The 20,485-nt window shown below is 43.2% G+C and carries 24 protein-coding genes; 15 read left to right on the forward strand and 9 right to left on the reverse strand.

Going from position 1 to position 20,485, the window contains the following annotated elements; all coding sequences use genetic code 11:
• Positions 1-39: 39 nt before the first annotated feature.
• The 3 genes from pncA to mhpT form a co-directional block, all read right to left on the reverse strand.
• Entirely contained in the window at positions 40-666 is a 627-nt protein-coding gene (gene pncA / locus J4G44_RS02180) for a bifunctional nicotinamidase/pyrazinamidase (RefSeq protein WP_104852749.1), read from the reverse strand.
• 47 nt (positions 667-713) lie between these two features.
• Positions 714-1,115 (reverse strand): hypothetical protein, encoded by a 402-nt coding sequence (locus tag J4G44_RS02185; protein ID WP_131261230.1) that lies wholly within the window; start codon positions 1,113-1,115, stop codon positions 714-716.
• A 196-nt stretch (positions 1,116-1,311) separates the two neighbouring features.
• A complete protein-coding gene (mhpT, locus tag J4G44_RS02190; RefSeq protein WP_131261231.1) occupies positions 1,312-2,538 on the reverse strand; it encodes a 3-(3-hydroxy-phenyl)propionate transporter MhpT in 1,227 nt (408 codons plus the stop codon).
• Between the two features lie 971 nt (positions 2,539-3,509).
• Here mhpT and dapA point away from each other — a divergent pair.
• From dapA to J4G44_RS02210, 4 genes are all read left to right on the forward strand, one after another.
• Entirely contained in the window at positions 3,510-4,409 is a 900-nt protein-coding gene (dapA, locus tag J4G44_RS02195) for a 4-hydroxy-tetrahydrodipicolinate synthase (RefSeq protein WP_131261232.1), read from the forward strand.
• A 14-nt stretch (positions 4,410-4,423) separates the two neighbouring features.
• Positions 4,424-5,023, forward strand: a complete 600-nt coding sequence (locus tag J4G44_RS02200) for a lipoprotein-34 precursor (NlpB) (RefSeq protein WP_180158952.1) — start codon at positions 4,424-4,426, stop codon at positions 5,021-5,023.
• Positions 5,024-5,059: 36 nt separating this feature from the next.
• Complete coding sequence (gene purC, locus J4G44_RS02205; RefSeq protein ID WP_004974116.1) at positions 5,060-5,779, forward strand: phosphoribosylaminoimidazolesuccinocarboxamide synthase; 720 nt, start codon at positions 5,060-5,062, stop codon at positions 5,777-5,779.
• Between the two features lie 359 nt (positions 5,780-6,138).
• Positions 6,139-6,351 carry a cold-shock protein gene (locus tag J4G44_RS02210; protein WP_004974113.1) on the forward strand — a complete coding sequence of 71 codons (213 nt, stop codon included), beginning with the start codon at positions 6,139-6,141 and terminating at the stop codon, positions 6,349-6,351.
• Between the two features lie 114 nt (positions 6,352-6,465).
• On the opposite strand, the gene J4G44_RS02215 is transcribed toward J4G44_RS02210, so the two are convergent.
• Both J4G44_RS02215 and J4G44_RS02220 read right to left on the reverse strand, forming a co-directional pair.
• Positions 6,466-7,734, reverse strand: coding sequence for a replication-associated recombination protein A (locus J4G44_RS02215; RefSeq protein WP_004974112.1), 1,269 nt, complete (start codon positions 7,732-7,734; stop codon positions 6,466-6,468).
• Positions 7,735-7,851: 117 nt separating this feature from the next.
• Positions 7,852-8,304, reverse strand: coding sequence for a YcgN family cysteine cluster protein (locus tag J4G44_RS02220; protein WP_026438343.1), 453 nt, complete (start codon positions 8,302-8,304; stop codon positions 7,852-7,854).
• A gap of 191 nt (positions 8,305-8,495) precedes the next feature.
• On the opposite strand from J4G44_RS02220, the gene J4G44_RS02225 reads away from it, so the two are divergent.
• From J4G44_RS02225 to J4G44_RS02270, 10 genes are all read left to right on the forward strand, one after another.
• The gene (locus J4G44_RS02225) at positions 8,496-8,654 is read left to right on the forward strand and encodes a DUF1328 domain-containing protein (protein WP_004974108.1); all 159 of its coding nucleotides are present in this window, start codon (positions 8,496-8,498) and stop codon (positions 8,652-8,654) included.
• A 207-nt stretch (positions 8,655-8,861) separates the two neighbouring features.
• Complete coding sequence (locus J4G44_RS02230; protein ID WP_136144130.1) at positions 8,862-9,602, forward strand: dienelactone hydrolase family protein; 741 nt, start codon at positions 8,862-8,864, stop codon at positions 9,600-9,602.
• A 69-nt stretch (positions 9,603-9,671) separates the two neighbouring features.
• Positions 9,672-10,034 carry an HIT family protein gene (locus J4G44_RS02235; RefSeq protein WP_070155794.1) on the forward strand — a complete coding sequence of 121 codons (363 nt, stop codon included), beginning with the start codon at positions 9,672-9,674 and terminating at the stop codon, positions 10,032-10,034.
• Positions 10,035-10,170: 136 nt separating this feature from the next.
• Positions 10,171-11,205 (forward strand): A/G-specific adenine glycosylase, encoded by a 1,035-nt coding sequence (gene mutY / locus J4G44_RS02240; protein WP_131261235.1) that lies wholly within the window; start codon positions 10,171-10,173, stop codon positions 11,203-11,205.
• A 60-nt stretch (positions 11,206-11,265) separates the two neighbouring features.
• Positions 11,266-11,805 carry a M23 family metallopeptidase gene (locus J4G44_RS02245; RefSeq protein WP_131261236.1) on the forward strand — a complete coding sequence of 180 codons (540 nt, stop codon included), beginning with the start codon at positions 11,266-11,268 and terminating at the stop codon, positions 11,803-11,805.
• Positions 11,806-11,823: 18 nt separating this feature from the next.
• Entirely contained in the window at positions 11,824-12,069 is a 246-nt protein-coding gene (locus J4G44_RS02250; protein ID WP_104852758.1) for a hypothetical protein, read from the forward strand.
• 52 nt (positions 12,070-12,121) lie between these two features.
• Positions 12,122-12,685 carry a DNA-3-methyladenine glycosylase I gene (locus tag J4G44_RS02255; RefSeq protein WP_104852759.1) on the forward strand — a complete coding sequence of 188 codons (564 nt, stop codon included), beginning with the start codon at positions 12,122-12,124 and terminating at the stop codon, positions 12,683-12,685.
• 94 nt (positions 12,686-12,779) lie between these two features.
• Entirely contained in the window at positions 12,780-13,802 is a 1,023-nt protein-coding gene (ahr, locus tag J4G44_RS02260) for an NADPH-dependent aldehyde reductase Ahr (protein WP_004974093.1), read from the forward strand.
• 552 nt (positions 13,803-14,354) lie between these two features.
• On the forward strand, positions 14,355-15,059 hold the full coding sequence (locus tag J4G44_RS02265) for a BamJ family beta-barrel-assembly machinery protein (protein WP_004974091.1): 705 nt from the start codon (positions 14,355-14,357) through the stop codon (positions 15,057-15,059).
• Positions 15,060-15,115: 56 nt separating this feature from the next.
• On the forward strand, positions 15,116-15,805 hold the full coding sequence (locus tag J4G44_RS02270; RefSeq protein ID WP_004974089.1) for a BamJ family beta-barrel-assembly machinery protein: 690 nt from the start codon (positions 15,116-15,118) through the stop codon (positions 15,803-15,805).
• A 77-nt stretch (positions 15,806-15,882) separates the two neighbouring features.
• On the opposite strand, the gene murJ is transcribed toward J4G44_RS02270, so the two are convergent.
• Together murJ and ampD are read right to left on the reverse strand one after the other, a co-directional pair.
• Positions 15,883-17,433 carry a murein biosynthesis integral membrane protein MurJ gene (gene murJ / locus J4G44_RS02275; RefSeq protein WP_171287394.1) on the reverse strand — a complete coding sequence of 517 codons (1,551 nt, stop codon included), beginning with the start codon at positions 17,431-17,433 and terminating at the stop codon, positions 15,883-15,885.
• Positions 17,434-17,483: 50 nt separating this feature from the next.
• Entirely contained in the window at positions 17,484-18,083 is a 600-nt protein-coding gene (gene ampD / locus J4G44_RS02280; RefSeq protein WP_004974083.1) for a 1,6-anhydro-N-acetylmuramyl-L-alanine amidase AmpD, read from the reverse strand.
• 177 nt (positions 18,084-18,260) lie between these two features.
• On the opposite strand from ampD, the gene nadC reads away from it, so the two are divergent.
• The gene (gene nadC, locus J4G44_RS02285) at positions 18,261-19,106 is read left to right on the forward strand and encodes a carboxylating nicotinate-nucleotide diphosphorylase (protein ID WP_004974082.1); all 846 of its coding nucleotides are present in this window, start codon (positions 18,261-18,263) and stop codon (positions 19,104-19,106) included.
• A 106-nt stretch (positions 19,107-19,212) separates the two neighbouring features.
• On the opposite strand, the gene J4G44_RS02290 is transcribed toward nadC, so the two are convergent.
• Positions 19,213-19,452, reverse strand: coding sequence for a hypothetical protein (locus tag J4G44_RS02290; RefSeq protein ID WP_180062232.1), 240 nt, complete (start codon positions 19,450-19,452; stop codon positions 19,213-19,215).
• Positions 19,453-19,628: 176 nt separating this feature from the next.
• Positions 19,629-20,345 (reverse strand): ribonuclease PH, encoded by a 717-nt coding sequence (gene rph, locus J4G44_RS02295; RefSeq protein WP_004974074.1) that lies wholly within the window; start codon positions 20,343-20,345, stop codon positions 19,629-19,631.
• Positions 20,346-20,485 lie beyond the last annotated feature (140 nt).

The following is a 20,485-nucleotide window of genomic DNA, read 5'->3' on the forward strand; positions in this document are numbered from 1 at the left end:
TTTCGCCCTTCCCTTTCGCGGCCAGTTCGTTATCTAGTTTTAGCCAAGTAAGTGCTGACTTTGTACTCGCTGTACTCCTTGTGCCAACATCTGTTGCCATGCTTGTTCTAAAGAGCCATTTAAATCAATCGCTTTGGTGGCATCTTCAATCACATAGGTGCTAAAACCCAACTCACAGGCATCTATTGCCGTCCACGCCACACAAAAGTCGGTGGCAATGCCCACAATATAAACCGTATCAATTTCACGGGCTTTTAAATAGGCCGCCAAGCCTGTGGTGGTTTTGCGGTCTGCTTCCATAAAGGCAGAATAACTGTCTATTTGCTCGTGAAAACCTTTGCGTATAATCAATTGTGCTGTAGGCAAATCTAGATCTGGGTGTAATTCAGCATCAGCTGTGCCTTGCACACAATGCACAGGCCACAACACTTGCTCGCCATAACTGAGCTGAATCTGCTCATAGTCCTGTTTGCCTGCATGGTTGGCAGCAAAGGACACATGCGTTGCAGGATGCCAGTCTTGGGTGATCACAATGTTCTGAAACACACGTCCCAACGCATTAATGCAGGGAATAATTTGATCGGCATTTGCAACCGCCAAATTACCTCCTGGACAAAAACCATTTTGCACATCAACCACAATCAAGGCATTATTCAGCTGCTGCATGCTGTTTCCTTTCCCATCTTAAACGCTACCCTCAGCATAGCTGAAATTTAAGTCTGAGTTGTATCGCTTTGATAAAAATAAAAAGAATCGTTTTCGGCACAATGTTGATAGTTCGGTAGCTGTAACAATAATTGCCGTACAAAACGTGGATAGATTTTGGCTTTGCGTGCAGTCGCGGCATGAAAATAAAAATAAGGCAGTGGATGCCGAGTTAAATAATTGACCAAATGCTGTCGGGTTAAACGCATCACCTGAAAGGCATCAATACCTGCGTTGACATCTTCATAAGTAGCTTGATCGGCAAATGCCAGCCACGCGTTTTGTTTTGGAGAAGTCCGTGTTGCTCGAAAATGGCGTTTCAGTTCTAAAATAAATTCATATTCAATCAGATACAGCGAAAACTGCTGTTGATCCAACTGAAATTCTGCAATCAATTTTTTCTGCTTCAAATGATACTCTTATATTTACTGTTTTTTAGGACTTATTATACCCTGCTTGCGTCATTGCCACCCAGTAGAACAGGCAGCTTTGCGACAGTACTTGTCACACTTCATTCGAGCATTTTCTCTCAAAAATCAGCGATCAACATACAAAAAAATAGCCTGCAGGTGCAGGCTATTTGGTCTTTCAACTGTTCTCATCCTTTTAAACAGTTTGAATACGACGTACCAATAACAACATGAAAATGGCTGAAATAATAATACATGGAATGGCTGCTGAAATAACCCCAGCCGCACCAAAGCCTGCTGCCAACAACTGACCTGCAATAGCAGGGCCAAGCATTGCGCCTACACGACCAACAGCAGAGGCAACACCGACCCCAGTACCACGTACTTCGGTTGGGTAGACAATACTACCAAAAGCATATAACACGCCCTGACAGCCAATCACAAAAGCACCGACCAAAGCTGAAGCCATATACATTTGCATGAGTGAACCCGCTGCATTTAGAGCAAATAAACCTGCCAAAATACCACCATACATCAATAAAATCACGTAGGCTTTTTTCCAACGGTCGGTCAGCATACCCAAAATTACAGTACCGACTGTCGCACTCACCATGAAATAGAACTGTGCAGTACTGCCTTCTTTACGCGAGAAACCTAATTCCATAAATAAAGATGGTAACCAGCTCAACATGATGTAAACCACCATCAAGGTAAAGAAGTAACTCACCCAAATAAATAAGGTACGCAATAAGTTTTGTGAATTAAACAAATCTTTAAAAGATGCTTTTGGCGCAGCATTTTGTGCTGTGACATCTTTACCTGCCGCTTGTGCTTTTAAGAATTCACGTGATTCTGGCAATAACCACATCATCAATGGAATGACAATAAATGGCAGCAAACCACCCAAATAGAAAATGTTTTTCCAGTTTGAGCCAAAATCTGTACTGGCAATTAAAGATAAAATGGCTGCACCCACAGGCATACCACAATACATCAAGCCCACAGCACGACCACGGTTTTGTGGCGAAACAGCTTCAGATGCCAAAGTAATTAAAATTGGCATGGCTGCCCCTAAACCCGCACCTGCCAAGAAGCGCACCGCCAATAGGCTTTCAAAGCTATTCACCCACACCGTACATAAGGTAAATAAAGCAAAGACTGCTGTAGACCAGATTAATACTTTTTTACGACCAATACGGTCTGCAAAACGTCCGCCAACCAAAGCACCTGGCAATAAACCTAAAATACCCGCACTAAAAAATACCCCAAGCTGCGAGCTGTCTAAACCAAAATGCTCACGGATACCTGCCGCAGCAATACCTGCTGCCTGAATATCCAGACCTTCAATCACTGCAATTAAAAAGCAGATCGCGACGGTAATAACCGCATGCCGCTGATCGCTATGTTGTGTTGATCTATCCATTGGGTCCCTCTACTAGAATTAGATAGCCATGTGAAAGCCTGCATCTTGCGCAGTTTTAAACTGCAGCAATAGCTATCAATAAGTGTTAGACCAAAGTGAATTTTTTCAGATCAGCGCAAACGTGTTGCGCAGCATGTAGAAAAAAACATAGCGAAAAAAACAATAAATCTGGCAAATTACACGCTATTTTCCCGCTTAAAGCAGTAAATTCAGCGCAAGATTTCTCACCATTTAAGAAGTCAGCGACAACATAGGTAGACTTAAAAGCTATTATTCTTAAGAATCAAAAATCAAAATATCCCGATTAAAACAGTCAGATATAAGAGCTATAAGGTCTGAATTGAGCGTTTTTTTATATAAATATCTAGGGGCTGTTGACAATTCATCTATGTTTGCGACGTGAGAGATATATCTCGCAAGATTTTTTAGCTGATATAAGGCATGAGACAGGAAATTTAGTCATTCTAAATGACTGGCACATAACGCAATAGCAGCAAAAAATATGCTCGCCCTGAAAGGCTGTGGCTAAAACTTTCTCAGATTGCGTTATGAAACTTGGCAATAGTCTCGCTATTCCCTGCGTTTCATGCCTGATCTGCTCAGTTTTAGCCTACAGCGCAAGCCATTTATGAAATGTCAACAGACCCTATATTCAGCGTTGTATTTCAAACTTGAGGCTAAAAAAGTGCTGATGAGGGTTGCGCCATACCAATGAAAATTTGGGTACAAAGGAGATGGTTATTATTTTTTTATTTTGAACAACAAGCTGCTGATCCTAAAATACTAAATTAAACAAAGTTTATGATTGCTTTGACGAAAGCATATTGTTCTGACACACTGAATCAGTCATAATTTGGCTAAGCATTATTTAATCAATTTGATTGAATTTTGACCCAAATCAAAATACTGCAACCATCCACATCTACCTTTTCTACACCTCTGTGGATGGAAAAATAGGATCTTTTTAAAAAATGACTCAGCAAGCACAGACCATTCAAGGCTCAATTGTCGCAATTGTCACCCCAATGTTAGAAGATGGCAGCGTAGATTGGAAAGGTCTCGAGAAGCTCGTTGAGTGGCACATAGAACAAGGTACCAACAGTATTGTTGCTGTAGGTACAACTGGTGAAGCATCGACCTTAAGTATGGAAGAGCACACCAAAGTGATCGCAGAAATTATTCGCGTCGCAAATAAGCGTATTCCTGTCATTGCTGGTACTGGTGCAAACTCAACGCATGAAGCCATCGAACTGACCAAAGAAGCACAACAATTGGGCGCAGATGCGGCCTTATTGGTAACGCCTTATTATAATAAGCCAACTCAGGAAGGTTTATACCAGCACTATAAAGCAATTGCAGAAGCAGTTGATTTACCTATCATTTTATATAATGTACCGGGTCGTACTGGTGTAGATATGTCAAATGAAACGGTCATCCGTCTTGCAGACATCCCAAATATTGTGGGCGTAAAAGATGCAACGGGCGATGTGCCACGTGGTCAGCAATTATTGGCTGGCTTAACAGGCAAAAACATGGTGGTGTATTCAGGCGATGACGCTACGGCATATCAATTGATGCTGCACGGTGCAAAAGGCAATATTTCTGTAACTGCCAATGTTGCACCAAAAGCCATGAGCCAAGTTTGCGCGGCTGCAATCGCAGGTGATGCTGCAGGTGCAGAGCAACAAAACAGTGCGATTGCAAATTTACACAATATTCTATTTTGTGAATCGAACCCAATTCCTGTGAAATGGGCACTTCATGAAATGGGATTAATTGGTACAGGAATTCGCCTGCCATTAACTCCGCTTGCAGAACAATATCGTGCACCGTTACGCGAAGCCCTTCAGGCTGCGGGTGTCATTCAATAAAAGAGCTTAGTATGATGCAATTACGTTTTGGTTTTATCGCCGCACTTTCAGTATTGAGTTTGGCTGGTTGTAGTTCTCTTGCCATCAATAATGGTTCATTGGACTATAAAGACGCCGCTACTTTAGCACCACCTCAATATCCAGAAGGTTCTGTGGTTCGACCTGCAACACCGTTGTATCCTGCACCAAGCGTTGACCCTTTAGCAACGGCAAATGCACCTAAGCTTGAAAATGCACGTGGCAACCGTTTTGCGATGCCACGTCCTGAAGCCATGCAAGCCAGCAGCAACACAGTTCAAGACAGTACGCAAATTGGACGTCCTCAACCCGTAGTTGACGGAAACCAAAATCCGTTGCTCAAAATTGATGGAAATTCTGCTACAATTTGGCAATACACACTTGCCACCCTCAGCAGTCTGAATTACAGCATTGTTGGTCAAAGTAAGAACCGTTACGAGGCAACCATTAAGGTCGATCAACAGATTTATGTCTTAAGATTGACCTCTGTCGGTTCGAGCAACAACCTAGCTGTATTCAATGCCGATAACAGCTTTGCAGATCAAGAAAAAGCTGCAGATCTGTTGGCCCAGATTTACCAAAATTGGCCAGCCTAGCCGTACTAGGCATTTTTTTTTGAAAAAGGTTCCCTCATGTTAAAACAAACCTTGCTCTATACTGGTAAAGCAAAATCTGTTTATACCACAGACAGTGCAGACCACCTGATTTTAGTCTTTCGTGATGATGCCTCTGCGTTCAATGGCGAAAAAATCGAACAACTAGATCGTAAAGGTAAGGTGAACAACCGTTTTAACGCCTTTATCATGGAAAAATTGGCTGAAGCGGGTATCGAAACTCACTTTGAAAAACTACTTACACCAAACGAAGTATTGGTGAAAAAGTTAGACATGATTCCTGTAGAGTGCGTTATTCGTAACTACGCTGCAGGTTCACTCTGCCGTCGTTTAGGTGTAGAAGAAGGTAAAGAACTGACCCCACCTACATTTGAATTGTTCTTTAAAGATGACGCTCTTGGCGACCCAATGGTAAACGAATCTCAAGCGATTGCTTTAGGTTGGGCCAATGCTGAACAATTGGCAAAAATGAAAGAATTAACTTACCAAGTCAACGATGTATTAAAAGCATTGTTTGATGCAGGTAACATGATTTTGGTCGACTTCAAACTTGAGTTTGGTGTATTCCACGACCGTATTGTGTTGGGTGATGAGTTCTCTCCAGACGGTTGCCGTTTATGGGACAAAGACACCAAGAAGAAACTCGACAAAGACCGTTTCCGTCAAGGTTTAGGCGGTGTGGTTGAAGCTTATGAAGAAGTTGCTGCACGTTTAGGCATCGACTTAGACAATATCTAATTCAAGCTTTTCAATTTTAAAAGCTGAATTCCCAAAACCGAGCAACATTGCTCGGTTTTTTGTATTTTGCTGTAGACCAAACAGGGTTTACAAACCAAATCTTTGAAAAAATCGCCCCATCCACAATGCCCAGTCTGTCTGCCTATTTTTAAATTTATCTGAATTTAAATTGTGTATTCTGCAATTCCGTGTATGCTTGTTGTCATACTAGAAAAATATGAAGTTCGTTTTAATCGTCTAAGTCCGTAGTTTTATTTTGTAATCCTTCGTTTGTTCAGATTTTAAGTCGCATCTTTTTCCCAGTTATTCCAAATCTTTTTTAGATTGCAACATATTAAAATTCAGCAGGATATTTCCCTATGTCAAATCCGACAATGAAAGGCACGGTAAAGTGGTTTAACGAAACTAAAGGTTTTGGTTTTATTCAACCAGAATCTGGTCCAGATGTGTTTGCGCATTTCAGCGAAATCGCACACTCAGGCTTCAAGACTTTACACGAAGGTCAGCAAGTTGAATTCAGCATTGCGCAAGGTCAAAAAGGCCCGAATGCTGTAAACATCAAACCGCTTTAAACCTTTGAATGCAGCACTCAAGGCTGCAAACAAATCTAAAAAAGCTCAAGTTGATTCTTGAGCTTTTTTTATGCCAATACTTTTACAAATATCTTTTCAGCTATACCAAATCGCTTAGGATTGAGTCTGCTGCCAACGACGTTGTTGTAAACGCTCACCTTCCACTTCACGTTTATTACGTGCCGACTCATACAACTTTGTGCCTTTCAGTTCAGGCGGCAAATAGTCCTGTAGCACAAAATGCTCTGGGTAATTGTGCGGATACAAATAATCTACGCCATAGCCTTGTTCTTTCATCAGTTTGGTCGGTGCATTACGCAAATGCAGTGGCACAGGTAAGTTGGCGGTTTTTTCAGCCAAATCCATGGCTTTATTAATTGCCAAATAAGTACTGTTACTTTTGGCACTGGTTGCCAAATATACTGCACATTGTCCTAAAATAATCCGCGCTTCGGGCATACCCAGCACTTGTACCGAGCGGAAACACTCGCCTGCCAATAACAAGGCATTCGGATTTGAATTGCCAATATCTTCCGAAGCAGCAATCAACATGCGACGCGCAATAAAGCTCGGGTCTTCACCGCCTTTGAGCATGCGCGCCATCCAATACAATGCAGCATCGGGGTCACTGCCACGAATTGACTTAATAAAAGCCGATACCAAATCATAATGTTGCTCGCCTGACTTGTCATAACGGGCAATGTTTTGTTGCGCAACCTTGACCACAATCGCGTTGGTGATGATATTTTCCACCTCGGGTTCAAAGGTGCTTGCCACCAAGTCCAGTAGGTTTAAAGCCTTGCGTGCATCACCTGCAGCAAACTGAATCAGAGCATCAAATTCTTCAATCTGAATATAACGGTCTTTTAAGAATTGATCTTGCTGAATGGCTTGAGTAAGCAAAGTCTGAATCGAATCGGCATCTAAAGCCTTTAAGGTATAGACCTGACAACGTGAAAGCAGCGCACTATTGACTTCAAAAGATGGATTTTCAGTGGTCGCACCAATTAAGGTGATTTTGCCCTTTTCCACCGCATTTAATAAGGCATCTTGCTGCGACTTATTAAAGCGATGAATTTCATCAATAAACACCACTGGTGTGAGCAAATCGCCGCCTTCGGCAATAATTTCACGCAGCTCTTTGACCCCAGTATTCAAGGCAGAAAGGCTGATAAAAGGACGATCTACCGCCTGCGCCAACAGCAAAGCGATGGTGGTTTTCCCCACCCCTGGTGGCCCCCAGAAAATAATTGAAGGCAAATGCCCCTGATCAATCATTTGGCGTAACGGCGCTTGCTCACCTAAAAGATGATCTTGACCAATAATTTGCGATAAATCGCGTGGACGCAAACGCTCAGGCAGTGGAATATGACTCTCTGACATCTTGTTATTTCTATACTTGACTTCAACCTAGTCTACTATGATCTCAAGCTTTGGAGTATTTCTAATCGTACCGATTTATCGCTAAAACACGATTCAAAGTTTATTCTGCAGTATGAATTAACGCACCCAACGCACCACATAATCTTCTATATCTTCTTCTGCAACATCCAGTTCTGAAATACAACGCCCTGCCGCAGATTTTTTGGCTTTAATCACACTTTGGCGTGAGCCCGTATTTAAGTAATGCCAAGATGGCAAATTTTTGCCCTGTTTTAAACGACGATAGGCACAACTTGGCGGCAACCAGTGAATTTTTTCTAGTTTTTCGGGGGAAAGTTGAATGCAATCGGGCACAAAGTCAAAGCGATTGGCATAATCTGAACAACGTGCTGTGTTACAGTCCAGTAACTTGCACGCCACTTTGGTATAGGCCACTTCTTGCGTGTCTTCATCTTCTAGTTTGACCAAACAGCATAAACCGCAACCATCGCACAAGGCTTCCCATTCCGCAGTATTTAAGGCATTCAGCGGATAGTTTTTCCAAAATTCAGGTCGTAATTGATCAGACATAGCGCACAGAAAATAACAAAACTGCGTCATTATAACAGCCTTGTTTCAACTTGTTGCTTTTGTTTAGTCTTTAAATGAATCAAACACTTAACTCAAACAACTGAACATTTAATACACAAAAACAAAACAGTGTGCTGCGTTCAGCTCCCTATACTAAATTCAGAAGCTATAAAAACACATGGAGAACAATTATGTTTCGTTGGGCTATAATCTTCGCAGTGATTGCGTTAATCGCGAGTTTACTTGGTTTTGGTGGTGTCGCAGGTTTATCCAAAGACTTTGCCATTATTTTATTGGTGATTGCTGTGATTTTGGCAATTGTTGGTTTCCTCTCTCGCGGAAAAATCTAGTGACCTCGTCTATAAATTCCTAAAAATCAGATAAAAAAGAAGGATTTTTCCTTCTTTTTTTATGTCCGCTTTTTACGCAACAAATGCCAATTTGGCTATTTTAAAAATATTTTCTCACATTTATAGGCAGTATTTACCCTGTTTTTAAAAATGCGTGCCATATTATTATGCTTTAATCATGGCATTGAAAACGATAAGGAATAAGGCATGGCTTTAGCAATCAAAACTCGCGAAATTGAATATACGGCTGCAGATGGCAGCAAACTGATCGGTTATTTTGCTGCACCAGAAACAGCACAAGCTGTCGCGGGGGTGATTGTCGCACCTGAATGGTGGGGACGTAACGAATACACCGAACAACGCGCGCGTGAATTGGCTGAACATGGTTTTGCAGCCTTAGCGATTGATATGTATGGCGATAAAAAAGTCACCACCACCGCAGCCCAAGCCAATGAATGGATGATGCAAACTTTTGCAGATGCTGACACAATTGTGACTCGTGCGTCTGCAGCTTTGGACACTTTAGCTGCCCAACCTGAAGTAAATCGCGATAAACTCGCTGCAATTGGTTTCTGTTATGGCGGCAAAGTCGTTCTGGATTTGGCTCGTTCTGGCGCAGCATTAAAAGCAGTGGTGACCTTCCACGCCAACCTCAGCCCGAAAGCCCCTGCACAACAAGGTCAGGTACAAGCCGAGATTTTGGTGTTGCATGGTGAACTGGACAGCATGGTGACTTTAGACGACGTCGCAAGTTTCCGTGAAGAAATGCACGCGGCTCAAGTAGAGCATGAAGTGATTATTTTTGAAGATGCCAAACACGGCTTTAGTAACCCTCAAGCCGATGAACGTGCCAAAGCCAATGGGGTCGATTTAGGCTATAACGCATCGGCAGAGCAACAAGGTTTAGCTGCCATGTATGAAGTGTTGGATCGTCGTTTAGCAGATTAATCTGCTGTTCACATTACGCAGCATATACTCAACGCAAGCCAAGAAAATTTTAAAGAAGAGGATATAACAATGACTGAGCAATGCCCTTATTGCAATTTTGATGATTATGATGTTTTGGCAAAAAATGAATTTGGGGTAATTTTGCCTGAACCCAATGCCCTGTCTAAAGGACATTGCGTGATCATTCCGCTACGTCACGTCGGCTCTTTTTTTGACATTACAGACAAAGAACGTAAAAGTTTATTGTCTTTATTAGAATTGGCGCGCAATGAGTTGCAATTGCGTCATCAACCTGCAGGTTTCCATGTGGGTTTTAATGATGGCGATGTGTTTGATGCTAAATCTGAGCATTTACACATCCACATTATTCCACGCTATGAAGGTCAGACCTTAAAATTGGATAACCGTTGGGGTATGAGCGGTCAAATTTAAACCACGACTCGTTTTATCCCAAACCAAGTGAAACCAAACCTAAAGAAGAAGATGCACGCTCATCTTCTTTTTTTATGCACGTAATTCCCACGCCAGTTTGGCTATACTAAGCCGCTACTTTACAAACTGGGTTCGCATGACTGCTTTTTCATTTTCCGATGCTCTCCTCACGTGGTTCGATCAACACGGACGCCATGACCTGCCGTGGCAAGTCGCCGATGATCCCTATGCGGTGTGGGTGTCTGAAATCATGCTGCAACAAACTCAGGTCAAAACCGTATTGCAATATTTTGAGCGTTTTTTGCAGCGCTTTCCGACAGTGCAAGATTTAGGACGTGCAACTTGGGATGAAGTTGCACCGTATTGGGCAGGTTTAGGCTATTACGCCCGCGCCCGCAACTTGCATAAAGCCGCAGCCATTGTGGCACAGCAAGGACATTTTCCAAGTACGCTCGAACAGTGGATGGCTTTGCCGGGCATTGGTCGCTCTACGGGTGGTGCCATGATGTCGCTGGGTTTACGCCAATACGGCGTCATTATGGATGGCAACGTCAAACGGGTTTTAGCACGTTTTTTTGCTATTGAAGATGATTTATCCAAACCTGTACATGAACGTGCCATGTGGCAACTGGCAGAACAGCTCTGCCCCGAAGTGCGTAATCACGACTATACGCAGGCTATTATGGATTTGGGCGCCACCATTTGTACCCCCAAAAAACCACTGTGCTTATATTGCCCAATGCAACAACACTGCAAAGCACATCAACAAGGTTTAGAGCAGGAATTGCCCTTTAAAAAACCGAAAAAAGCCGTACCCGTTAAATCTGCACAGGTCTTAGTACTGCAATGCGCAGATCAGTGGTTATGGCAACAACGTCCCAATACAGGACTTTGGGGTGGACTATGGTGTTTGCCTGTCATTGAAGATGCACAGGCTTTTGAGCAACTGTGTCAAAGCTTGAGCCTTAAACAGGTACAGCAACGCGCACAGATTTCACATAGCTTTACCCATTTCACTTGGCAGCTTGAAGCACTGTGTTTTCAGGTCGATGCTGATCTACAAGAACACTTGGCAATAGAACTGAATGCAGATTGGTATAGTCCGCAACAAGCCAGCGATTTGGGCATTCCGACGGCCATGAAAAAATTGATCTCGGCAATCAATCTGTGACATAGTCAAGCATCGTGATGAATGAAATCTTTGCTTTCACTGCCATTACAAGGATGTCTTATGTTTCGATGGATTGCTGTTTTAAGCCTGTCACTCTTTACCTTATTGATTGCGGCCTGTAGTTCTGCACCGAAACGTCCTAGTACCCCACTCCCGCCTGCCTTGGTGCAAAAACTCAATCAAATGAGTTTAAAAACTCGCTTGCCCATTCCTGTGCAGGGCATTAAAGCGCATCAGTTGAATGACACTTGGGGTGCATCTCGTAGTAGCGGACGTTTGCATGAAGGCATTGATATTCTTGCCGCCAAAGGCAGCAAAGTGTATAGCGCTACAGAAGGTTTAATTGCAGACTTACGCGATAATCGCTTAGGTGGTAAAGTAATTTGGATATTAGGGCCTGCAGGCACTTGGCATTACTATGCACACTTGGATGGACATAAACGCGGTTTAAACGTGGGCGATTATGTCAAGGCAGGAACGCATATTGGCTATGTCGGCAATACAGGCAACGCCCGACACACTGCCGCACATTTGCATTACGGACTTTATTTAAATGGTAAAGGACGCGGTGCGGTCAATCCTTATCCTTATTTACGTTAATTTTGTTAGGAACATTTCATGTCTGAAGCCTTGATAAATCGATTGGTGGAATTTGCAGAATCTGGCAATCAACAAAAAATTGTATTGGCAGGACAAGTCCATCAAGGCTGGGTCATGGAAATTACTGAAGATGCCCTGCTCATCAGCACAGGTTATTCAGATAAAGTTGGTAAAGACAACTGGATTTCCTTTCACGATCTGCAACAGGCAGAACTATATTATTGGGATAACCAACATGACCAATGGGCAGCATTTCAGCTTTAAGTCCGTCCCATTCACATCTATTCAGCTATCTATTCAACAAGGAGCATGACCCATGACGATACAACGCTGTGGTTGGTGTTCCGATGATCCGCTCTATATTGCCTATCATGATTTAGAGTGGGGACAAGCTGTATTTGCCGAAGTGCATTTATTTGAAATGCTGTGTTTAGAGGGACAGCAAGCAGGCTTGTCTTGGATTACTGTATTAAAAAAACGTGAAGCGTATCGTCAGCATTTTTTTCAATACAGCATTGCTGAAATTGCCGCCTTCAGTGATGATGATATTGCGCTCAAATTACAAGATGCTGGATTGATTCGACATCGAGGTAAATTACAAGCAATTCGTGACAACGCACGTGCATGGCAAAAACTAAAAGACGCCGATATAAACGTCGTGACATGGCTTTGGGGTTTTGTTGCACAGCAACCTATTAGGAATGATGTACCTGACTATCGTCTTGCGCCTGCACAAACCGACGCTAGTGTTGCCATGTCGAAAGCCCTAAAGAAAAATGGTTTTAAATTTGTAGGCCCGACCACCTGCTATGCTTTTATGCAAGCTGTAGGCATGGTCGATGATCATGAAAATCACTGTCACTTTAAAACAACATCTTAAAGCAACATCCAAGCTTTAGTATTCAAAACTGCTCAACCCATAATAGCAAGATCACCAATCAATACAGTCAGCCTTATGACAAGGACGGTGCAATATGAGTAATACCATTCGAGCCTATGCCGCAATGCAGGCAGGTGAAGCCCTGCAAGCCTATCAATTTGATGCGGGTGAACTGCAGGCGCATCAGGTAGAAGTCAAAGTCGAATATTGTGGCTTATGCCATTCCGATCTTTCAGTCATTCAAAATGACTGGCATTCCTCAGTATATCCTGTGGTGGCAGGACATGAAATTATTGGCACGATTACTCAATTGGGCAGTGAAGCCAAAGGTTTAACCGTGGGGCAACGTGTAGGCATTGGCTGGACTGCAGACAGTTGCCAACACTGCGATGCCTGTATTGCAGGCGAACAAGTGCTGTGCAGCAATGGCACCACCGCAACCATTGTGGGACATGCAGGTGGTTTTGCCGATAAAGTCCGTGCAGGTTGGCAGTGGGTCATTCCATTACCCGATGAGGTCGATCCTGTCAGTGCAGGGCCTTTGCTCTGTGGTGGAATTACCGTATTTGATCCGATCTTGAAACATCAAATTCAGGCAGTACATCATGTTGCGGTGATTGGTATTGGTGGCTTGGGGCATATCGCCATCAAATTATTAAAAGCATGGGGCTGTGAAATTACGGCGTTCAGTTCCAATCCAGACAAAACCGCAGAATTACTGGCTATGGGTGCAGACCATGTAGTGAACAGCCGTGATGCTGCTGCCCTTAAAACCCAGCGTGGCAAGTTTGACCTGATTTTAAGTACGGTAAACGTAAGCTTGGACTGGAATGCTTATTTAAGTACGCTTGCACCACATGGCACTATTCACATGCTAGGTGTAGCGCTAGAACCCATGCAAATTAAGGCGGGCAGCTTAATTGGCGGTGCAAAATCGGTTACTGGTTCATCGACAGGTTCGCCTGCAGCGCTGCGTCAATTACTACAATTTGCCGCACGCAAACAGATTGCCCCACAGGTGGAAGTTTTTCCGATGTCACAAATCAATCAGGCAATTGAACATTTGCATCAGGGCAAGGCACGCTATCGGGTTGTGTTAAAGGCCGACTTTGACTGACTTTTAAGATAAGTCATGATAGTCAAATATATTTCTATCTTTATTTAGGTAAAACCGCTCATCTAAAAACCTAGATCACATGAGGATACTCGGAAGTGTCATCCACAACCTGCGTAGCATTAGACCATTATTGTTTCTGCGAAATAATGAATGAGATACAAGAATTAAACAGGTTTTGTGGATGACAATGGTTTTGCCCACTTTTGCCGAAACAAAAGTGGGTCGAACCGAAGGTTAATCCTATTATTGGACAACAACCCATCAGGACGCTGTCTTGATCATTTATGCGATTACAATAAAAATTTACCTACAGCCCAAACGCAATCTGACTTTTCTTAAATGACCCACATCTAGTCCTGAATTGATAAGATTTATGTATAAAAAATGTTTTAGATATTCAGTCTGTTATAGAATAAACTGCGTAAGCAGCATATATTAAAAAGTTGAATCGACACAGGCTGCAAAGCCACGTGCCAAACTAGAAAAGTCTGTGAAAAAGTCTGCTAAGATGAATGCTGCTTTTTTAACTATAAAATGAATTTGAGAAAACCTATGAGTAAAGCCTTACCCATCGCTGTTGCTGTAATTTTAGGCGGTGCTGCACTTGTTCCTGTTTATTATGCCTCTCAAAACCCAGCAGTGGCGACCTCTAAAGCGTCGGCAAATGCTTCTGCGGTTGAAAAAATCAGCTACGCTTTGGGTTATGAAGTGGCACATCAAACCCCACCAGAGCTAGACATCAACAGCTTTGTAACAGGTGTGCGTGAAGGTCATGCGCGTAAACAACCTGCCTACACCGAAGAAGAATTACAAAAAGCCTATGAGCAATTCCAGCAAGAGTTGCAACAAAAACAAGCCACTCAGGCGCAAGCTGCACAAACAGCCAGTGATTCATTCTTAACTGAAAATGGCAAAAAAGCAGGCGTACAAACCACAGCTTCTGGCTTGCAATATCAAGTGATTAAAGAAGGCACAGGCAAACAGCCAACGGCAAGCTCTGTGGTCAAAGTGCACTACACGGGTAAACTGGTCGATGGCAAAGTATTTGACAGCTCGGTACAACGTGGTGAGCCAATTGAATTCCCACTGAATCAAGTCATTCCGGGCTGGACTGAAGGTTTACAGCTCATGAAGGAAGGCGGTAAAGCTACGCTGTATATTCCATCGAAACTGGGCTACGGCGAACAAGGTGTACCAGGCATGATTCCTGCCAACAGCACCTTAATTTTTGATGTTGAACTGATTGAAGTGAAATAACAACATCACCCTTTCAGGAGAGCTTGGCTCTCCTGTATGGTCTTAGGACGAAAAGAATGAAAAAACACCTTGCCCTTGTGTGTATCGCACTGCTCAGCAGTGGCAGTTTTGCCAAAACCGTGACCAATAAAAGTCCTGTTGCAGATCAGGTCGGTTATAGCTTTGGTTATTTAATGGGGCGCAGCAATGCGGAAACCTTAAAAGATATTGATCTCGAAGCCTTCATTGCTGGCTTAAAAATGGCAACACAAGACCAAGCCGCCAGTTTAAGCGATGAAGAAATGGCACGAGTGCTGACTCAATTCAAAAAGCAAGCCGAAGCCAAACAACTGATTGAGCTTAAAAAAGTAGCCGATAGCAATGCTAAAATTGGGCAAGCCTTTTTAAACAATAATGCCAAAAAGGCAGGGGTCAAAGTCACCAAGTCTGGCTTGCAATATCAAGTCTTACAGGCAGGTACGGGCAAATCACCCAAAGCCACCTCTACCGTTAAAGTCCATTATGAAGGTCGTTTAATTGATGGTACGGTATTTGACAGTTCTATCGCCCGCGATCAAGCTGCAGAATTTCAGGTCAGCCAAGTCATTCAAGGTTGGACTGAAGGCTTACAACTCATGAAAGTTGGTGCCAAATATCGCTTCTTTATTCCTGCTGCTCTAGCCTACGGTCAAATTGGCTCAGGCGATGCAATTGAGCCAAACAGCACGCTTATTTTTGATGTGGAACTTTTAGAAATTGTAAAATAATCCAAAGCCGCATCATCTTTAAACAAAAAAATACCGCAATTTAAATTGCGGTATTTTTTCAGATCAACTTCGCTTCATTAAGGTTTTAAATGACGTGGTCTAAAACCCGTTGCCAACAATCCAACCCCATAGGCCACTACGCCCACCACACACAGCGCAGTGACTTCTGCCACACGCATCCATTGTGATACATCACCGTTATACCAAGTTAAGGCATACCACAACGCAGCAATCATCACGGCATTTGCCACTGCAAACTGCACCATGAGTTTTTTCCAGTGCGCACCAAAACGGAAAATCTTGCGTTGATGCAAATAGAAATACAACATGCCTGCATTCACCAAAGCCGAACCTGATGATGCCAGTGCCAATGCCATGTGTTCAGCTTGCCAGTCAATCAGTTTAAAGAAGCCAATAAACACCACGTTTAAAATCGCATTGGCAGCCACAGCCATTAAACCCACACGTACTGGTGTTTTGGTGTCTTGCTGTGCATAAAAACCCGGTGCAAAGACTTTAATCAGCATGAATGAAATCACCCCTGCACTCATACATTGCAAGGCCAAAGCGGTCATTTGCGTATCTTTAAAACTAAACTGACCACGCTCAAACAAGGCTTGGATAATAGGCGTTGATAACATAAACAGTGCAATACTGGCAGGGACACCTACCAAAATAATCACCCGTGCAGCCCAGTCCATCATGCCGCGGAATTTATCCATATTTTGTTCTGCATGACGCGCAGACAGTGACGGTAAAATGACCGTCCCAATCGCTACACCAATTAAGCCCAAAGGTAGCTCTGTCATACGTTCCGCACTATACAACCACGACACCGAACCATCCTGCATAAAAGATGCCCAAATGGTGTTGAGTAGCAGGTTAATTTGCGTGACCGATACCCCAAATAAAGCAGGCAGCATCAGCTTCATAATCCGATCCACCCCTTCATGCTTGAAATCAACTTTAGGGGGAATCAGCAGCTTTTTACGCCATAGTTCTGGAATTTGAATCGCAAGTTGTAAAGCACCCGCGATAATCACCGCCCAACCCAGTGCCATAATCGGCTCTGCCATGTACGGTGTGAGCCATAATGCACCTGCAATCATCGCCACATTCAGCAATACAGGCGCAAAGGCAGGCGTGGTAAATGAGCCATAGCTGTTCAAAATACTGCTGGCAAATGCCGTCAGCGACATAAACAACAAATAAGGAATGGTCAGGCGGAACATATCGGTGGCTAGCGCAAACTTTTCAGGGTCGCTATGGAAACCTGGTGCGTAGATATACATCACCGCAGGCGCAGCCACCATGGCGGTAAAGGTTAGCCCTGTCATTACCGTCATTAAACAGCCAAAAACCCGACTAATTAAAATTTGTACTTCGGCATGAGTGCGGCTGGTTTTATATTCGGTCAATACAGGAATAAATGCCTGCGAAAACGCCCCTTCGGCAAACAGTCGCCTGAAAAAGTTGGGGATACGAAACGCCACCACAAAGGTATCGAAATCTTTACCTGCACCAAACACATTCAGCAATACCACATCACGGACTAATCCTAGCACCCGTGACAGCATGGTCATTGCACTGACAATAAAGGTCGATCGCCAAAGCGCCATCGTTACCACCCAATTAAAAATTTAGTCGCTATTGTAATCAAAGCATCAACAAAGTTTTGTTATTGATTGATCAATTTTTCCTGTGATGTCGAAGCTTTAAGTTGAGATAACTGTTCACGAAAATACTGCCAGTCAAAATACGGCCCCGGATCAGTTTTACGTCCCGGTGCAATATCGGAATGTCCTGCAATATGCTGTTGAATACTCGGATAGGCCTGCTGCAAACTGTGTACCACCTGCACCAAACTCTGATATTGCGCTGTTTCAAAAGGCAAGTCATCACTGCCCTCTAATTCAATCCCAATTGAATAGTCATTACATTCAGGCTGTGCCAAATAACTAGAACGCCCCGCATGCCACGCCCGATCTGCAAAATTAACAAATTGCAGCACCTCGCCTGTTCTTAAAATCAACAAATGTGCCGAAACCTGCAGGCCCTGAATGGTCTGAAAGTAAGGATGCTGCGACCAATCCATTTGGTTCTGAAAAAATTGCTCAATATAACCACCACCAAATTGTGACGGCGGCAAACTAATATTGTGAATGACCAGCAATTGAATCTCTTGGTCTGTCGGACGGGCGTTGAAATTCGGAGATGGGACTTGTCTTGCCCCTTGTAATTGACCCTCAACCACCTGAAACGACGGCACATGCTGCATAAGGCAATCCCCAAACCATTAGAATAGAAAAATAGAACAGAAATTTCAGTTTAATGCCAACGCGTGACAATGAACATCTTAAATTACACCCGAACGTGGCTAAAAAACACATCCTGACGCAGAACAGTGTTAATATAACGCGCAATTTTCATGGGCAAGATCGACACGGAAAATCTTATGAGCATCTCTCCAGCTTTGCTTGAACAATCCATCCAAATCAATATTCAGCAAGCCTTGCAAGAAGATATTGGCGATGGTGATATTACCGCATTATTGACCCCTGAAGATGAGCAGGCCACTGCCACCATTATTAGCCGTGAAGACATGATTTTGGCAGGTCAACCGTGGGTAAATGCCCTGATTCAAGCATACGATGCCAATGTGCAAGTCACGTGGTTAAAAAATGATGGCGACCACGTTGCTGCCAATGAAGCCTTTTTGAAATTGGCAGGTTCTGCACGCAGCCTGTTAACGGTAGAACGCCCTGCGCTGAATTTTGTGCAAACCCTGTCTGCTGTTGCGACTAAAACCGCAGCCTATGTGCAACAACTTGAAGGCTTAAATACCAAACTGCTAGATACCCGTAAAACCTTACCGGGTTTACGCATTGCACAAAAATATGCTGTCACGGTCGGTGGTGGACAAAACCATCGTTTAGGCTTATTTGATGCCTTTTTGATTAAAGAAAATCACATTATGGCAGCAGGCGGCATTACTCAGGCAATTGCCAAAGCACATGCCATTGCTCCGGGCAAACCTGTAGAAGTTGAAGTGGAAACTTGGGATGAACTAAATCAAGCCCTTGAAGCCAAAGCTGATATTGTGATGTTGGATAACTTTAGCCAGCAACAAATGATTGATGCGGTCAAGCATGTGGCAGGTCGTTGTAAACTTGAAGCGTCGGGCAACATCACCATTGAAAATTTACGTGAAGTGGCTAGTACAGGCGTAGATTATATTTCGATGGGTGTTTTAACCAAAGATGTCAAAGCTGTGGATTTATCAATGCGTTTTAATGCGTAAACGATTACTTTTAAAATTAAGGGTGCAATCTGCACCCTTAATTTTTTCCAAAAATTGATTTTAAGGAGGCAAATGAGCCTCCTTTTTTTATGCCTCAATTTTGAATTTAATCATCGTCCTTGTTGTCGTTGTCGTTGTCGTTGTCGTTGTCGTTGTCGTTGTCGTTGTCGTTGTCGTTGTCGTTGTCGTTGTCGTTGTCGTTGTCGTTGTCGTTGTCGTTGTCGTTGTCGTTGTCAGAAGCTTGACCGAGTACACTACGATTGTCTTCATTTTCACGCTCAGTACGTGAATCACATGCAGTTAAAAACAACATCATGGCAGACATTAAAATAATCAATAGTTTCATGCTTTCCTCCTCTTTTCATTCAGGCTCTTTGCATACAGTTTTCCATCTTAAAAGAACGCATCCTGCAATATTGTAGCTTTTTGCTTCACGCTTCCTATCGCAATCTAAATCTCATCCATAAAAAACGCATCCGAAGATGCGCTCTTAAACAGCAGAAAAACATCAAAAAGCTTAGCTTACCAACCTAAAGCTTGTTGCTGTTTTTTTACCAATTCCTGAATACCTTTTTCTGCCATTTCCAACATGGCATTACATTGCACACGATTAAACGGCTTATCTTCAGCAGTACCCTGAATTTCAATAAATTCACCTGCTTGTGTCATCACCACGTTTAAATCAGTTTGGCAATTTGAATCTTCTTCATAGCACAAATCCAATAACACTTGGTCTTGGTACATGCCCACAGAAATTGCAGCCACCAAACCCTTTAATGGGTCATGCTTAATTTTTTTCTTTTCCAGCAACACATTCATAGCATCAATCAATGCCACTGCTGCACCTGTAATGGCTGCAGTACGGGTACCGCCATCGGCCTGAATCACATCGCAGTCAATGGTAATGGTGTTTTCACCCAGTTTCTTCAAATCGACCATGGCACGCAAGCTACGACCAATTAAGCGCTGAATTTCCTGTGTACGTCCGCTTTGTTTACCACGCGCCGCTTCACGGTCACTACGGGTATGAGTTGAACGTGGCAACATGCCATATTCTGCAGTTACCCAACCTTGTCCCTGCCCTTTTAAAAAGCGCGGTACAGAGTTATCAATACTTGCGGTACACAAAACTTTGGTATGACCAAACTCTACCAACACTGAACCTTCAGCATAGCGAGTATAGTTACGGGTAATTTTTACCTCACGTAATTGATCTAAAGCTCGTTGGTCAATACGCATAATGTGTCCTTATTTTTGGCTCAAATAAATTGCCCGCAAGTATAACAGATGCCACAGCGCAGGTCGCTTTTCCAAAGCTTGACGTGTGCTGTTTCGGTAAATTTTGCCTGTATTTTTACAAAGTGGCTTCATTCATCTTT

This window comes from Acinetobacter towneri, assembly GCF_017498585.1.
Taxonomy (GTDB): Bacteria; Pseudomonadota; Gammaproteobacteria; order Pseudomonadales; family Moraxellaceae; genus Acinetobacter; species Acinetobacter towneri.

Coding starts and splice junctions, on each gene's coding strand:
- pncA (WP_104852749.1), bottom strand. CDS start 666: ATGCAGCAGCTGAATAATGCCTTGATTGTGGTTGATGTGCAAAATGGT.
- mhpT (WP_131261231.1), bottom strand. CDS start 2,538: ATGGATAGATCAACACAACATAGCGATCAGCGGCATGCGGTTATTACC.
- dapA (WP_131261232.1), top strand. CDS start 3,510: ATGACTCAGCAAGCACAGACCATTCAAGGCTCAATTGTCGCAATTGTC.
- J4G44_RS02200 (WP_180158952.1), top strand. CDS start 4,424: ATGCAATTACGTTTTGGTTTTATCGCCGCACTTTCAGTATTGAGTTTG.
- purC (WP_004974116.1), top strand. CDS start 5,060: ATGTTAAAACAAACCTTGCTCTATACTGGTAAAGCAAAATCTGTTTAT.
- J4G44_RS02210 (WP_004974113.1), top strand. CDS start 6,139: ATGTCAAATCCGACAATGAAAGGCACGGTAAAGTGGTTTAACGAAACT.
- J4G44_RS02215 (WP_004974112.1), bottom strand. CDS start 7,734: ATGTCAGAGAGTCATATTCCACTGCCTGAGCGTTTGCGTCCACGCGAT.
- J4G44_RS02220 (WP_026438343.1), bottom strand. CDS start 8,304: ATGTCTGATCAATTACGACCTGAATTTTGGAAAAACTATCCGCTGAAT.
- J4G44_RS02225 (WP_004974108.1), top strand. CDS start 8,496: ATGTTTCGTTGGGCTATAATCTTCGCAGTGATTGCGTTAATCGCGAGT.
- J4G44_RS02230 (WP_136144130.1), top strand. CDS start 8,862: ATGGCTTTAGCAATCAAAACTCGCGAAATTGAATATACGGCTGCAGAT.
- J4G44_RS02235 (WP_070155794.1), top strand. CDS start 9,672: ATGACTGAGCAATGCCCTTATTGCAATTTTGATGATTATGATGTTTTG.
- mutY (WP_131261235.1), top strand. CDS start 10,171: ATGACTGCTTTTTCATTTTCCGATGCTCTCCTCACGTGGTTCGATCAA.
- J4G44_RS02245 (WP_131261236.1), top strand. CDS start 11,266: ATGTTTCGATGGATTGCTGTTTTAAGCCTGTCACTCTTTACCTTATTG.
- J4G44_RS02250 (WP_104852758.1), top strand. CDS start 11,824: ATGTCTGAAGCCTTGATAAATCGATTGGTGGAATTTGCAGAATCTGGC.
- J4G44_RS02255 (WP_104852759.1), top strand. CDS start 12,122: ATGACGATACAACGCTGTGGTTGGTGTTCCGATGATCCGCTCTATATT.
- ahr (WP_004974093.1), top strand. CDS start 12,780: ATGAGTAATACCATTCGAGCCTATGCCGCAATGCAGGCAGGTGAAGCC.
- J4G44_RS02265 (WP_004974091.1), top strand. CDS start 14,355: ATGAGTAAAGCCTTACCCATCGCTGTTGCTGTAATTTTAGGCGGTGCT.
- J4G44_RS02270 (WP_004974089.1), top strand. CDS start 15,116: ATGAAAAAACACCTTGCCCTTGTGTGTATCGCACTGCTCAGCAGTGGC.
- ampD (WP_004974083.1), bottom strand. CDS start 18,083: ATGCAGCATGTGCCGTCGTTTCAGGTGGTTGAGGGTCAATTACAAGGG.
- nadC (WP_004974082.1), top strand. CDS start 18,261: ATGAGCATCTCTCCAGCTTTGCTTGAACAATCCATCCAAATCAATATT.
- J4G44_RS02290 (WP_180062232.1), bottom strand. CDS start 19,452: ATGAAACTATTGATTATTTTAATGTCTGCCATGATGTTGTTTTTAACT.
- rph (WP_004974074.1), bottom strand. CDS start 20,345: ATGCGTATTGACCAACGAGCTTTAGATCAATTACGTGAGGTAAAAATT.